The organism is Bradyrhizobium sp. McL0615, assembly GCF_049993905.1.
GTDB lineage: Bacteria > Pseudomonadota > Alphaproteobacteria > Rhizobiales > Xanthobacteraceae > Bradyrhizobium.
Genome location: NZ_CP188254.1, coordinates 4,660,660 through 4,674,515 on the forward strand (window position 1 = coordinate 4,660,660; position 13,856 = coordinate 4,674,515).

The window sequence follows — 13,856 nt, forward strand, 5'->3', positions numbered from 1 at the left end:
CCGAATCCACAACACTGTTGCAGCGTAGTTACAGCTTTTCCGAGTACTTCTGGTTAGTTTCGCGGCAGAATTTCGGTTTTGCCCAACAGGATGTACCATGAAAAAAATCGCTCTCGCAGTTTCAGCCCTTCTGATGGGTTCCATGTCCGCTTCGGCCGCCGATCTGGCTGCACGGCCCTACACCAAGGCGCCCGCTATTGTGTCGGTCTATGACTGGAGCGGTTTCTATATCGGCGCTAACGGCGGCTGGGGCTCGAGCCACAAGTGCTGGGACTTCACGACCCCGGCCGGTGCCTTCCTTGTTGCTGAAGGTTGCCACGATTCGACCGGCGGTACCGCTGGTGGTCAGATTGGCTATCGCTGGCAGGCCAGCAACTGGGTGTTCGGCCTCGAAGCGCAGGGCAACTGGGCCGACTTCAAAGGCAGCAACACCAGCCTCGCCTTCCCGGCCTTCCGCAATTCCAGCAAAATCGATGCGTTCGGTCTGTTCACTGGCCAGGTCGGCTACGCCTGGAACAACGTCCTGTTCTACGTGAAGGGCGGCGGCGCCGTGGTTTCCGATCGCTTCAATAGCTTCGCGACGGCCACCGGCATTCAGGTTTCGAACAACGTTGACAGCACCAACTGGGGCGGCACGGTCGGCGTTGGCCTCGAATTCGGCTTCGCTCCAAACTGGACAGCCGGCGTCGAGTACAACCACATCTTCTTGCAGGACAAGTCCTATACCTTCATCAACAACGGCGTCGCCGGCGCCGCCGGAACCCTGTTCGGCACCGACCGCATCCGCCAGGACGTTGATCTGGTCACGGTCCGCGTCAACTACCGCTTCGGCGGCCCGGTCGTTGCCCGGTACTGATCTTTCCCGATCTGAAGACCTTAAAAGCCCCGGCATTGGCCGGGGCTTTTTCGTCTGCGTAGAGCTGGCGCCCACCGCCCCGGCTCAGGGAAGCCGCAAAGAAGTCGAAACTGTGTTGCGGCGGTGACAGCGATTCTCGCACATCTCTAGTAAGTCGGTTCCACTTGATTGAAGCGTTTGGGAGATCACCAGTGAAAAAGCTTGTCCTGATGTCCTTGGCTCTCGCGATGGGTTCCATGTCCGCTTCGGCCGCCGATCTGGCGGCGCGACCTTATACCAAGGCTCCCGTGGCTCCGATTGCCGTCTACAACTGGGGCGGTTTCTATATCGGCGGCAACGTCGGTGGCGCTTGGACCAACCAGGAGTGGGTCAATACCGCCAACACCACCCTGTTCGGCGACCTCGCACCCGGCCAGGGATTCCGTCAGCGCGGAACCGGCGTCATCGGTGGTGGCCAGATCGGCTACAACTGGCAGGCCAACAACTTCGTGTTCGGTCTCGAGGGCACCATCTCCGGCCTCGATACCCGGGGCGACGTGCTCAACAACGTCTTCGGCGTCGGACTTGATGACCGGTTCAGCTGGCGTGCCGACTGGATGGCGACGATCACCGGCCGTGCCGGTCTCGCATTCAACAACAACCTGTTCTACGTCAAGGGCGGGTGGGCCGGCGTGAACAACCGCTTGTCGGTCTCCGATACGGTACCGGCGAACACGGGTTCGGGATCGTCGACTCAGTGGCACAACGGCTGGACCGTTGGTGCCGGCTGGGAGTATGGCATCACCGCGAACTGGATCGTCGGACTTGAGTACGACTACTCGGCCTTTGAGACTAAGAGCTACCAGCTCGCTGGCGCCGCGGCTCCGGCCGTCTACACCTTCGATGCCAAGCCCAAGGACATCCAGTCGGCTGTGGTCCGTCTGAGCTACAAGTTCGGTGGCCCGGTCGTCGCGAAATACTGATCGACAGACAAGCCCAAACGAGGAAGCCCCGGTGCGAGCCGGGGCTTTTCGTTTGGTAGATCAGGCAAAACTGGTCTCCGGTTCTGCTGCCTGGAGCGCGATGGCTTTTGGCCGAATCAGCCGTCATCCCTGCGCGGGCACGCCATCCTGTCTCAGCCCATGATCGAGTAGCCACCGTCGACGGGAATCGCCGATCCGGTGACGAAATCTGACGCCGGCGAGGCGAGGAAGACCGCGATCCCGGCAAAGTCATCGATGGCGCCCCAGCGCGCTGCAGGCGTCCGCCCCAGCACCCGGTCGTGCAGGCCGTCGATCTCCTTGCGGGCGCGCTTGGTCAAGTCCGTATCGATCCAGCCTGGCAGCACGGCGTTGGCCTGGATGTTGTCGGCGGCCCAGGCGCAGGCGCAGGAGCGGGTGAACTGCACGATGCCGCCCTTGCTGGCGGCATAGGCCGGCGTGAAGCTGGCGCCGAAGATCGACATCATCGAGCCGATATTGATGATCTTGCCGCCGCCGGCCGCCTTCATGGCGGGATAGACCGCCTGCGAGCACAGGAAGGCGCTGGTGAGGTTGGTCTGGATCACGCTGTTCCACTCGGCGATATCGAGCGCATGCGGCGGCTTGCGGATGTTGATGCCGGCATTGTTGACGAGGATGTCGATTCGGCCGAGCTCGCCGGTGACGCGGCTGACCATGGCGGCGACGGCGGCCTTGTCGGTGACGTCGGCGGAGACCGCAATCGCCCTGGCGCCACCTTGCTTAAGCTCCGCGACCGCCTCCGCCGACTTGGCCTCGTTGCGGCCGACCACCACGATCGCCGCGCCGGCCTGTGCAAGCCCTCTGGCCATGCCGAGCCCGATGCCGCCATTGCCACCGGTGACGATGGCTACCTTGCCCGTGAGATCGAAGGGTCGTGCTGTCATGGTTGTCGTCCGTTTTTTTGTAGGATGGGTGGAGCGCAGCGATACCCATCATCCAACAACGCGCAGAGTTGATGGGTATCGCGCTGCGCTCCACCCATCCTGCGAAGCTACGAATCTAGCGGTTACCCTGCCAGATCAGGATCAGACCGACGGCGCCGAGCAGCGCGCCATATCCGGCCCATTGCAGTTGATTGATCATGAAACTCGATGGCGGCCAGCGGATGGCGCCGGTGCCTTGCCCAATCCACAGCAAGCCGATGGCAAGCGCCAGAAAGCCGATGATCGAAAGCGATCTGGCCATGGATTTCCCCCTGTTGCCGTCTCAGCCCCGGGCGGGGCTTGCGGCTTTGTCGTCGGCCACCAAGGAAACCGTTGCCTGCGGCGGCCGTAGCTTCCGATCGAATACAAAGCCGGCCGGCTGTGCAAGGCCGGAAGTCGTTGCACTGCGATGTCAGGGGCCATCATGAACCGCCGGACGGTCATTCCTGTGCACGGATGGAGACGGCGATGTGGCGCGGTTATTACGAGAAACGCTATGCCGCGCTGTTCGGCCGTCTCTACGAACTGTCGCGGACGCAGGTCGGCTTGTCGTCGCAGGACAGCTTCCGAATCGCGCTGTCCGCGGCACAGGCGCCAAGGCGTTCCAGCCAGCGCGCTCCCGCGCGGAGGCCGACGCTGCACTGCCGCCGCTGGGGACTTCTAACGCCTGCTCGCATCCGCCGTTCCCGGCTGCTTAGATGTCGCGGAAGCAGCGCGTCTCGATCTCGACTGGTGGCAGGCGAGGCGCGAAGCCGTGGGTCCGGAGCGATAGGGCATAACGGTCGCCCGCGGGGCCACGATCACCTACGGCGAGCCGGCGGACGACCCGTCGCTCTTGATATCAGGTGTCGGCCGTGCCGAAGCGATGGCCTATCGCGACGCACGCGGGCAGGCGATGACGGATCCGGACTGGTTGGAGATCGAGTAATCTGTTGCGGCGCGCCTACCGTCGCTGAAGGCGGCCATAACAGGCGGCTGATGCGGTCCGAAAGTCCCATATTCCAGACAACAAAAAAGCCCCGGACAATGCCGGGGCTCTTGAGCTGTTGATTTAGCAGGGATCAGTACCTTGCGGCGATCGGAGCACCACCCCAGTTGAAGCGATAGACGAGCGAAGTGCTAATGGTCTGCGTCCACGGCTTGAAGGTTGTGGCCGTACCGGTAAGGCCGCCGCCGAAGCCAGGCGTAAACGTCTCGGGCAAGGAGATACGGTCATAGAACGCCGAACGATATTCGGTTTTCATGAACCAGCCGGGTGCGGTGATTCCGAAAATGTCCAAGTTGTTCTCGACACCGCCGCCAATGAACCAGCCATTACGATTGAAGGAGGGGGTGGTCGTTACATTTACGCCGCCGGGGACGATGAACGACTGAGTCGTGCCTGACCACTCCGAGCCCGAGTAACCACCGTTGACGTACGACAGCACATTCGGGGCAACGAGGTAACCGACCCTCACGCCTGCCGCATAGCTGGTGCGAAGCTTTTCGCGGCCTTCAGTGCCGAAGAAGGGATCGCTCAGCGAGCCACGGATGTCGCCGAATTGGCCATCAGCGAATACGCCCGCAACCCAGCGACCGTTGAACTGCCAATCGTAACCGATACCAACCGTACCGAACCAGCCGCTGCCACCCAGACGCTGATCGCGGGTGATCGCGACGGCCCCAGGGGCGGTCTGCACGTTGCTGTCGGCTGCCCACAAGCCGCCGCCGCCGCCGCCAAAGATGTAGAAGCCGGTCCAGTTATAGGCTGGGGCGACCGCTACCGGCGCCTTGGTGTAGGGCCGAGCCCCGAGATCAGCCGCCGAGGCGGATCCAGTAAATGCCGCAACCGCGGTCAGAGCGAGCACCAACTTCTTCATGTCCAATCCCCAATTTCCAGTTCGCTTGACGAACAGCGCGAGCGCCGATTCCCAAAATCCGATACCGTGACTATACGTAGTTCAGGCCAAAAAGCTGTTGCGGGAGGAGCACACCTTCCGACAAACGAACGCCTGGGAAAGGTCTGAAAATTTGACGGATTCCAGCGCTAACCGAGCCCAAAAAGGCTAAAATAGCCCCGGAAACTGCCCAACAACGGTAAAATCACACGTCCAGCAGGTCGTCGCTGGCGAATTCCGCCTTGTCGGAAATGAAGGCAAACCGGGCCTCGGCCTTGGTCCCCATCAGCCGCTCGACAGAATCGGCGGTGCCTTCGCGGTCGTCGGCCAGAAGGACCACGCGGAGCAGCGTGCGCTTGGCCGGGTCCATGGTGGTTTCCTTCAGCTGCGCCGGCATCATCTCGCCCAGGCCTTTGAACCGGCCGACATCGACCTTGGCGTTGGCGTTGAACTCGCTCTTCAGCAGCGCTTCCTTATGCGCGTCGTTGCGGGCGTAAACCGTCTTGCTGCCGTGGGTAAGGCGATAGAGCGGCGGTACCGCGAGATAGAGATGCCCCTCGTCGATCAGCCGCGGCGTCTGGCGGTAGAAGAACGTGATCAGCAGCGATGCGATGTGTGCGCCGTCGACGTCGGCGTCGGTCATGATGATGATGCGGGAATAGCGCAGATCTTCTTCGCGATAATGCGCCAGCGTCCCGCAGCCGATCGCCTGCATCAGATCGGAGAGCTGCGCGTTGGCGGTCAGCTTGTCCTTGCCGGCGGACGCGACGTTGAGGATTTTTCCGCGCAGGGGCAGGATCGCCTGGGTCTTGCGATCACGCGCCTGCTTGGCGCTGCCACCGGCCGAGTCGCCTTCGACGATGAAGAGTTCGGAGCCTTCGGTGGCCGTGTTAGTGCAGTCCGCAAGCTTGCCGGGAAGGCGGAGTTTCTTCACCGCGGTCTTGCGTGAAGTCTCCTTCTCGGCGCGGCGGCGCAGCCGTTCGTCGGCGCGCTCGATGACGAAGTCGAGGAGCTTGTTGGCCTGCAGCGGATTGCCGGACAGCCAGTGGTCGAACGGATCCTTGATCGCCTGTTCGACGATCTTCTGCGCTTCGGCGGTAGCAAGGCGGTCCTTGGTCTGGCCCTGGAATTCCGGCTCGCGCACGAACACCGAGAGCATGACGGCAGCGCCCACCATGACGTCTTCCGAGGTGATGGGGGCGGCGCGCTTGCCCTGGCCGATGCGCTCGGCGTGGTCTTTCAGGCCGCGCAGCATCGCGCTGCGCATGCCGGATTCATGCGTCCCTCCGTCCGGTGTCGGCACCGTGTTGCAATAGGAGGAAAGGAAGCCGTCGGCATCGGCCGTCCACGCGACTGCCCATTCGCAGGCTCCGTGGGCGCCGTTGCGTCCCGATTTGCCGGAGAAGATATCCGGATGCACCAGCGTGTCGGCGTGGACAGCGGCGGCGAGATAATCCTTCAGGCCGCCGACGAAGTGGAATTCGTCCTCGGCGGGCACCTCTTCGATGCCGCGCAGCAGCTCGGGATCGCAGCGCCAGCGGATTTTCACGCCGCCAAACAGATAGGCCTTCGAGCGCGCCATCTTGAACAGCCGCTGCGGCTTGAACGCGGCTTTGGCGCCGAAAATATCGGTGTCGGGCTTGAAGCGAATCCGGGTGCCCCGGCGGTTGTTGATCTTGCCGAGATCCTGGAGTTTGCCTTTGGGATGACCGCGCTCGAACGACATCTTGTAGAGCTTCTGCTCGCGTGCGACCTCGACCTCGAGCAGCGAGGAGAGCGCGTTGACCACGGAGACGCCGACGCCGTGCAGACCGCCCGAGGTCTCATAGACCTTGGAATCGAACTTGCCGCCGGAATGCAGCGTGCACATGATGACTTCGAGCGCGGATTTCTTCGGAAACTTTGGATGCGGATCGACCGGAATGCCGCGGCCATTGTCGGTGACGGTCAGAAATCCGTCAGCGCCCAATTCCACCTCGATGAAGGAGGCGTGTCCCGCCAGCGCTTCGTCCATCGCGTTGTCGATGACTTCGGCGAACAGATGATGCAGCGCCTTTTCGTCGGTGCCGCCGATATACATGCCGGGACGCCGGCGTACCGGCTCCAATCCTTCCAGCACTTCGATGTCGGCCGCCGTATAGCCGGCCTCGGCGCTGGTCGCCCGCGAAGCGGCACGGGCGGGGGTGCGACCCTTCGGTTCCGCCCCGAAGAGATCGTTGGCGGATTTGGTTTTTGCAGCTGATTTCAATGGCTTGGACATGGCTCTTTAGGTGTTGCGCGCGATATCGCGCGAGCGAATCGGTTGCTCTGACTATGCCACGGATGGGCTCAAAAGGTGACGGTGGGGCAGGCGTGATTGCGCCTTCTTCCCGCTGTTGCACCGGATGGCGAGCCTCTATCAGGCTCGCGCGGTGCTGAACAGATGTCCGTAACGCCGTCAGCCCAGACAAGTCACGGTTTTTCGCTGGCGGGCAAGGCCGTTGCAGCGGTCGCGATGGAGGGCTGATCACAGGCCGTGCCAACCTTTGTGACTTGAAGTCACGCAAGCGGACGGCTTACCTGTCGCAAGCCTTGAATCAGCGGAAGAATTCAACGGCGCCAATGGGGCGGGGAAGGCACTCAAGAAATGCAAGATTTTGCGCGCGCTCTGGCTGATTTCGTGCGCGACAATCAGGCTTGGGCCGCCCCCATCGTCCTGGTACTGGCGTTTTGCGAATCGCTGGCCTTCATTTCGCTGCTGGTGCCGGCGTGGGGCGCGCTGGTGGCGATCGGCGCGCTGATCGGCGTCAGCGGCATCAGCTTCTGGCCGGTCTGGCTGGCCGGCGGCCTGGGTGCTGCGCTCGGCGACTGGGTCTCCTACTGGTTCGGCTACCGCTACAAGGAGCGGGTCGCGGAGATGTGGCCGCTGTCGCGCTATCCCGAGATCCTGCCGCGTGGCGAGGCGTTCGTGCAAAAATGGGGCGTGCCCTCGATCTTCATCGGCCGCTTCTTCGGGCCGCTGCGGGCCTCGGTGCCGCTCGCCGCCGGCATTTTCGAGATGGCTTACTGGCCGTTCCAGATCGCCAATTTCATCTCGGCGCTGATCTGGTCGGCCGCGCTGCTATTGGTCGGCGACGTGGTCGGGAAGCTCGCCGAATGGCTGTGGCGGGTGGCGTAGGACACGCATCGCCCCCAAGCCAGACACGGCGGACCCGCACACCCTTCGCGGGAAGATAAAATTTTCTCTATCCCAGCGAGACGCCAGTAATTTCGCGGTGTTAGCTGACTAGCCGGCGTAGCATCACCCCGGGGCCTTCAGCGATATGATCGAACGCATCTGTTCAGCGCTATTGCTGTTGCTGGTCTCGTCGGCCCTTGTTGCCGCCAATGACAAAACAAATCCAGATCCGGCGTCCGTCTGGATCGATCCCGGCTGGCGCCGAACGATCGCCCACTATGCCGTCACTTTCGACGAACAAGGAGCGAGCACGACGGTCTACGACTTTGAAATCCAGGCACTCAACGACAAGGGCGCCGAGGCCATTGCGCAGCAGACCTTCGCCTATAACAGCTATTTCGAAGAACTGTCCGCCGGCGATCTTGCCACCGTGAAGACGGATGGCCGTGTGATCGCGGTCGATGATCGTGCCATCCGCGACCAGCCGGTATCGGCCGATTCTTCGTCACCCTACTTTGACGAACGGCGGCTGAGGATCGTTGCCTATCCGCACGTCGCCGCAGGTGACAAGATCAGAGGCCGCCTGACCTACCAGGCAAAACGGCCGATGTTCGCCGGCGAATTCGCGCGTTACTGGAACCAGCCGGTGAACCAGCCGCCCGAGACGATCGAACTGACCGTCGAGGGTCCGGCCTCCAAGCCGTTGCGGATCGGCCGGCGCGGTGCCGAACATTTCGAAGAAAGGGTAGGCGACCGCATCGTTCATCATGTGCGCCTCAAGCAGGAGACGCCGCGGCCCGTCCAGATCGAAGGTGTTCGATTCGACGATTCCAGGCGTATCGAGTTCAGTACGTTTCCGAACTATGCCGCCTTTGCGGCGATGCTGAACGCCCGCAATGCGCCGATGGCGCGGCCTGACGAGGCCTTAAGCAAGCTCGCCGCCGAAATCGTCGGCGATGCCGACAGCACGCGTGTCAAGGCCGAGCGCATCCATAACTGGGTCGCGCGGAATATCCGCTATGTCGGGATCGGCTTCGAGGACGGCGGCTGGACTTCGCAGCCAGCGTCAGCGGTCCTCGCCGTGCGATACGGCGACTGCAAGGCGCATGCGACGATCCTCAAGGCGCTCCTCGCAGCCGAGGGCATTGAAGCCAACCTCGTCGCGGTGAACACGGACATGCAGTACACCTTGACGGAGGTCGCCACTGCAAATTTCAATCACGCCATCGTCTACGTGCCGGAGATCGATCAGTATCTCGACCCGACAGCGTCGTTGCAGGCTTTCGGTTCACTTCCGTTCAGCCTCGCAGGCAAGCCGGTGCTGAATATCGACAAGGGCGCGATGGCGAAGATTCCGGTGCCTGCGCCGGAGCGCTTCACGTTGACGACGGATACGCAATACGAGCTTGCAAGCGATGGTACGCGCCAGGCCCGTAGCATTCTGTCCGGCACCGGATCAGGAGCGTGGTTGGGCCGTGCCCTTGCGCAAGATCTGGAGACCGTCGATCGGCAAGGCGCCGCCCGAAAATTGATCGAACAGGCGGACCTGAAAGGCAAGGGCGACTACAATTTTCCTAACCCGCGGGAATTGTCCGATGACTACACCATCACCGCGACCTTTCAGATCAGTTCGCGGGGCAATCTCGGCGAGCGTTGGGGTCTGCGGCTGCTTCCTCTGACCGACCCCCGACCGTCGCTTCTCTTGCTGAGCACAGGAACCGCGAACGATCGTCCGTTCCGTTGCCGTTCGCTGGAATATCGAGAGACAAGTGTGCTCACGATTCCCGAGGAAACCAACTTCGAGCAAAAGCCAGCTCCCGTGGACTATCAAAGGGCGCTTAACGGCACGACACCGTATGGCTCCGTCAATGGTCGCATCGAAGTGCGGGCCGCCGCCGTCATCGAAGGCCGGACGATCCGCACGACCGCCAAGGTTCTGATCATCTTCGATTCACCGGTTTGCCCCGCTGAATTCTCCGCGATGATCAGAGGCGGCCTGGATATGTTCGGCGGGTTTCGGCACGGGCAAGTTCTTCTCTCGCCGAAACCGCGCTCCGTCGTCTGGGAGGTCAGCACAAAATTAAACGAGGGGGTGAATGCCTATCTCGCGGGCAACTACGAACTCGCAATCGCACGGCTCACGCCGTTTGCCGAGAGCGGGAACGCGAGCGCGCAGGCCTATCTGGGCAAGATGTATGAGAGTGGTTGGGGAGCCGAGCGCGACTATGGTGAAGCCTTGCGTTGGTTTCTGAGGGCCGCCGAGCAGGGTGACGCTTTCAGCCAGGCGCATGCCGGCTATCTGTACGAGCACGGACTGGGTGCCTCACGTGACGAGCAGCGCGCCGCCGAATTGTATGTGAAAGCGGGTGGTCAGGGCTTCGCGTGGGCGCAGATGAGTTTGGGATTGCTCTACATCGGCGGTCGGGGCGTTCCGCGGGACATACCCCAAGGGATAGTCCTGCTTCGCACGGCTGCCGAAGGACACAATGAGCGGGCTCAGTATAATCTCGGATGGGCCTATGAGAGCGGTACCGGCGTTCCCCGCGACAAGGCGCAGGCGATCGCCTGGTACAGGAAGGCCGCTCAAGCCGGCGACCTGCAAGCGCGCGCCCGTTTGCACGGGCTGGGCGCAGGCGAAGGCTTCTGGGATACCCTGTTGCGTCACGTCAGACTAAACGGCTGGTAGCAGACACAACTGCGAATGACTCGCAGTTAGGTCGTCGCCACGCCACGTGCCTTGGCGGGGTAGGGAGTGTTGCAGAGGATGCGGGAATAAGCCGACGGTCGGGGTGTTAGCCCGGCAGGATACCACAGTCATCTTCGCATTGCCGTCGCTTCGCCGTCGTCGCACCATCGCAGAAACGCTGATAGAAACGGCGGCGAGCGACAAGGGCACGCATAGGGCGGGGATACCGCCATCGCATCCATCGTCTCACAGGGAGGACATCACCATGGAACTGACACGTCGTCACGCACTCGCCGGCGCCGCCGCGCTCGCCGCCACGCCGCTCTTACCGCAAGCGCCCGCCAACGCCGCTGCGCCAATGGCCGACAAGCAGGCGCCGAGTTTCTATCGCTACAAGGTGGGCGACGTGCAGGTCACCGTCATTTCCGACGGTGTGAACACGTTCCCGCTCGGCGACAGCTTCGTGCTCAACGCCAAGAAGGACGAAGTCGCCGCGGCGCTTGAGAAAGCCTACGTGCCGAAGGACAAGGTCAGCATCCAGTTCGGGCCGCTGGTGATCAATTCCGGCGGCAAGCTGATCGTCCTCGACACCGGCAATGGTCCGGGCGCGTTTGCGTCGAGCAAGGGCGCTGTCGGCCAATTCGCCACCAACATGGCCGCGGCAGGCTTCGATCCGAAGAACGTCGACATGGTAGTGATCTCGCATTTCCATGGCGACCACATCAACGGTCTGCTCAATGCCGAGGGAACGTCCGCGTTCGCCAACGCCGAAGTGCTGGTGCCGTCCGTCGAATGGAAATACTTCATGGACGATGGCGAAATGGCCAAGCAGACCGGTGAGCGCATGCCGGGCGTATTCAAGAACGCCCGCCGCGTGCTCGAGACCGGTCTTCAGAAGAAGGTGACACCCTATGAGTGGGGCAAGGAAGTAGTTCCCGGCCTGCTCGCCGTCGAGACCGCCGGACACACCCCGGGCCACACCTCCTACGTGCTGTCGTCGGGCTCGGGCAAGGTATTCATCCAGTCCGATGTCACCAATATTCCCTACCTGTTTGCGGCCAACCCCGGCTGGCATGCCTTCTTCGATCAGGACCCCGCCATGGCCGAGAAGGCCCGCCGCAAGACCTACGACATGCTGGTGGCGGACAAGCTCCAGGTGCAGGGTTTCCACTACCCGTTCCCCGGGCTCGGAAACGTCGAAAAGGATGGCAATGGTTACCGGGTGATCCCGGCACCGTGGAATCCGGTGATCTGACACGAAGTGTCATTCCGGGATGGTCCGCAGGACCAGACCCGGAATCTCGAGATTCCGGGTTCGATGCTGCGCATCGCCCCGGAATGACATGGAAAAACTTGACGTCAGGCGGGCGCGGCCTTATAGCCGCGCCCATGATCAACGCTTCGACCATGTCCGCCGCTCGCCGCCGCCGCATTATCGCGGTTCGGGCGGTTGTCTGCGTTTAAGATCATCGCCCCTGCCGCCGGATCCGGTCCCGCGGCTTTTTCCTTTTCCAAAAAACGCGGACTGAACTGGCGGCTCCTACGTCAAGCAGGAGTTTGAGATGTATACGCCTCCACCGTTCAAGTCCGACCGCGCCGCGAGCCTGGCGTTCGCGGAAGCGCGCGGCTTTGGGCTGGCCTGCGCGTGGGACGGCAACAAGCCGGTCGCCTCGTCGCTGCCGTTCTATCTGACCTCGACCAATGACGGCACGTTGCGCGCGGCGTTTCACGTCGCGCGTCACAATCCGCTGGTAAAGCTCGCGGACGGGGCCACGTCCTGGCTGCTCGCGGTCAACGGCGCGGATGCCTATGTGTCGCCGGACTGGTACGTTTCGCCCGATCAAGTGCCGACATGGCTCTATCAGGCGGTGCATCTGACCGGCCCGGTGCGGGCGATGTCCGGGGACGAACTTGCCGCGCAGATCGAGACGCTCAGCGCCAAGTTCGAGGAGCGGCTGTTGCCGAAAAAGCCGTGGCTGTCGTCGAAGATGACGGCCGGGCGGCTGGAAGCGTTGAAGAAAGCGATTGTGGGCCTCGAGATGACGGTTGAAGAGGTGGAGGGCAGCTTCAAGCTGAGCCAGCACAAATCCGAGACCGACTTTGCCGCGGTCGCGGGCTCACTTGCCACGCAAGCTGACGCCGGCGCGCAGCATATTGCGCATTTGATGAGAGAGGCGCGGCCCGACGTGTTTGCAAACCAAGAGGCCTTTGCCAACGAAACGAACCAGCCCGAAAGGACCGTGCCATGACCCTCACCGACAGCCACCAGCCGAAAACCGTCGGCGGCGCGACCAAGCCCGCTGTGTTCGTTGACGGCGGGTCCGGAACGACGGGTCTCGGCATTCAGGAGCGGCTCCGGTTGCAGAACGACGTCGTGGTGAAAAACATCGCCGAGGAGAAGCGCAAGGATACCGCCGCCAAGCGGGCGCTCCTGAGCGAGGTGGATCTCGTCATCCTCTGTCTGCCTGACGATGCCGCGAAGGAAACCGTAGCCCTGATCGACAGCATGGGCGCTTCGGCCCCCAAGGTGCTCGACGCCTCGACCGCATTCCGGGTCGCTCCCGATTGGGCTTACGGCTTTCCCGAACTTACGCCTGAACAGGCCGACAAGATCCGGGCTGCGAAGAAGGTCTCGAATCCCGGTTGCTATCCGACCGGCGGCATCGCGCTGCTGCGGCCGCTGGTCGATGCCGGCCTGTTGCCTCCGGACTATCCGGTCACCGTCAACGCGGTGAGTGGCTATTCGGGCGGCGGCAAGTCGATGATCGCGAGTTTTGAGGATGGCAGCGCGCCGTCCTTCGAACTGTATGGCCTCGGTTTCGAGCACAAGCATCTGCCGGAGACGCAGCTCTACTCAAAGCTGACGCGGCGGCCGATCTTCGTGCCGTCGGTCGGTAATTTTCGGCAGGGCATGCTGGTCTCGGTGCCGCTGCATCTCGACACGCTGACGGGCAAGCCAAGCGGAGCCGACCTGCACGCCGCGCTGGCGAAGCGCTACGCGGGAAGCAAGTACGTCTCGGTGATGCCGCTCGAAAACGCGGCGACCAACGGCGGCAAGCTGGAGCCCGAGGCGCTCAACGAGACCAACATGCTCGAGTTGTACGTCTTTGCCAGCGAGAAGCATCGCCAGGCGGTGCTAGTGGCGCGGCTCGACAATCTGGGCAAGGGGGCGTCGGGTGCGGCCGTGCAGAACATGCGGCTGATGCTCGGTCTTGCCGACACGTAGCTGATATTCTCGCGGAGAGAGCAGGGTGGACGAGGACGCGCGTGCGTTCGCAGACCTGATGCGCGCGGCACGGCCGCCGGCCTTCGCTGCCGTTGCGGTACAAGACGAGCAAACGATTTCGCCTGAAAGG

At 62.6% G+C, this 13,856-nt stretch carries 11 protein-coding genes; 7 read left to right on the forward strand and 4 right to left on the reverse strand.

Going from position 1 to position 13,856, the window contains the following annotated elements; all coding sequences use genetic code 11:
* Positions 1-97: 97 nt before the first annotated feature.
* Both ACPPVP_RS22020 and ACPPVP_RS22025 read left to right on the forward strand, forming a co-directional pair.
* Positions 98-856, forward strand: a complete 759-nt coding sequence (locus ACPPVP_RS22020; protein ID WP_426524354.1) for an outer membrane protein — start codon at positions 98-100, stop codon at positions 854-856.
* A gap of 209 nt (positions 857-1,065) precedes the next feature.
* Positions 1,066-1,818, forward strand: a complete 753-nt coding sequence (locus ACPPVP_RS22025) for an outer membrane protein (RefSeq protein WP_426537989.1) — start codon at positions 1,066-1,068, stop codon at positions 1,816-1,818.
* Between the two features lie 152 nt (positions 1,819-1,970).
* Here the strand turns inward: ACPPVP_RS22025 and ACPPVP_RS22030 are convergent, their stop codons facing one another.
* From ACPPVP_RS22030 to parE, 4 genes are all read right to left on the reverse strand, one after another.
* The gene (locus ACPPVP_RS22030) at positions 1,971-2,741 is read right to left on the reverse strand and encodes an SDR family NAD(P)-dependent oxidoreductase (RefSeq protein WP_426524356.1); all 771 of its coding nucleotides are present in this window, start codon (positions 2,739-2,741) and stop codon (positions 1,971-1,973) included.
* Positions 2,742-2,856: 115 nt separating this feature from the next.
* Positions 2,857-3,042, reverse strand: a complete 186-nt coding sequence (locus tag ACPPVP_RS22035) for a hypothetical protein (RefSeq protein ID WP_057835483.1) — start codon at positions 3,040-3,042, stop codon at positions 2,857-2,859.
* Between the two features lie 799 nt (positions 3,043-3,841).
* A complete protein-coding gene (locus tag ACPPVP_RS22040) occupies positions 3,842-4,639 on the reverse strand; it encodes an outer membrane protein (protein ID WP_426524358.1) in 798 nt (265 codons plus the stop codon).
* Between the two features lie 223 nt (positions 4,640-4,862).
* Complete coding sequence (gene parE, locus ACPPVP_RS22045; RefSeq protein WP_426524360.1) at positions 4,863-6,917, reverse strand: DNA topoisomerase IV subunit B; 2,055 nt, start codon at positions 6,915-6,917, stop codon at positions 4,863-4,865.
* A 366-nt stretch (positions 6,918-7,283) separates the two neighbouring features.
* Here parE and ACPPVP_RS22050 point away from each other — a divergent pair, with 366 nt between their 5' ends.
* The 5 genes from ACPPVP_RS22050 (at position 7,284) to argC (ending at position 13,726) form a co-directional block, all read left to right on the forward strand.
* Positions 7,284-7,814 (forward strand): DedA family protein, encoded by a 531-nt coding sequence (locus ACPPVP_RS22050; RefSeq protein WP_426524362.1) that lies wholly within the window; start codon positions 7,284-7,286, stop codon positions 7,812-7,814.
* A gap of 145 nt (positions 7,815-7,959) precedes the next feature.
* A complete protein-coding gene (locus ACPPVP_RS22055) occupies positions 7,960-10,500 on the forward strand; it encodes a DUF3857 domain-containing protein (protein WP_426524364.1) in 2,541 nt (846 codons plus the stop codon).
* Between the two features lie 265 nt (positions 10,501-10,765).
* Positions 10,766-11,755, forward strand: a complete 990-nt coding sequence (locus tag ACPPVP_RS22060) for an MBL fold metallo-hydrolase (RefSeq protein ID WP_426524366.1) — start codon at positions 10,766-10,768, stop codon at positions 11,753-11,755.
* Positions 11,756-12,062: 307 nt separating this feature from the next.
* Positions 12,063-12,749, forward strand: a complete 687-nt coding sequence (locus tag ACPPVP_RS22065) for an FMN-binding negative transcriptional regulator (RefSeq protein WP_426524368.1) — start codon at positions 12,063-12,065, stop codon at positions 12,747-12,749.
* A complete protein-coding gene (gene argC / locus ACPPVP_RS22070; RefSeq protein ID WP_426524370.1) occupies positions 12,746-13,726 on the forward strand; it encodes an N-acetyl-gamma-glutamyl-phosphate reductase in 981 nt (326 codons plus the stop codon). The genes ACPPVP_RS22065 and argC overlap by 4 nt, the downstream gene beginning before the upstream one ends.
* Positions 13,727-13,856: the final 130 nt, after the last annotated feature.

Excerpts from the sequence above, each read along its gene's own strand:
- ACPPVP_RS22025 (WP_426537989.1), top strand. The coding sequence starts at position 1,066 with ATGTCCTTGGCTCTCGCGATGGGTTCCATGTCCGCTTCGGCCGCCGAT.
- parE (WP_426524360.1), bottom strand. The coding sequence starts at position 6,917 with ATGTCCAAGCCATTGAAATCAGCTGCAAAAACCAAATCCGCCAACGAT.
- ACPPVP_RS22030 (WP_426524356.1), bottom strand. The coding sequence starts at position 2,741 with ATGACAGCACGACCCTTCGATCTCACGGGCAAGGTAGCCATCGTCACC.
- ACPPVP_RS22020 (WP_426524354.1), top strand. The coding sequence starts at position 98 with ATGAAAAAAATCGCTCTCGCAGTTTCAGCCCTTCTGATGGGTTCCATG.
- ACPPVP_RS22035 (WP_057835483.1), bottom strand. The coding sequence starts at position 3,042 with ATGGCCAGATCGCTTTCGATCATCGGCTTTCTGGCGCTTGCCATCGGC.
- ACPPVP_RS22060 (WP_426524366.1), top strand. The coding sequence starts at position 10,766 with ATGGAACTGACACGTCGTCACGCACTCGCCGGCGCCGCCGCGCTCGCC.
- ACPPVP_RS22065 (WP_426524368.1), top strand. The coding sequence starts at position 12,063 with ATGTATACGCCTCCACCGTTCAAGTCCGACCGCGCCGCGAGCCTGGCG.
- argC (WP_426524370.1), top strand. The coding sequence starts at position 12,746 with ATGACCCTCACCGACAGCCACCAGCCGAAAACCGTCGGCGGCGCGACC.
- ACPPVP_RS22055 (WP_426524364.1), top strand. The coding sequence starts at position 7,960 with ATGATCGAACGCATCTGTTCAGCGCTATTGCTGTTGCTGGTCTCGTCG.
- ACPPVP_RS22040 (WP_426524358.1), bottom strand. The coding sequence starts at position 4,639 with ATGAAGAAGTTGGTGCTCGCTCTGACCGCGGTTGCGGCATTTACTGGA.
- ACPPVP_RS22050 (WP_426524362.1), top strand. The coding sequence starts at position 7,284 with ATGCAAGATTTTGCGCGCGCTCTGGCTGATTTCGTGCGCGACAATCAG.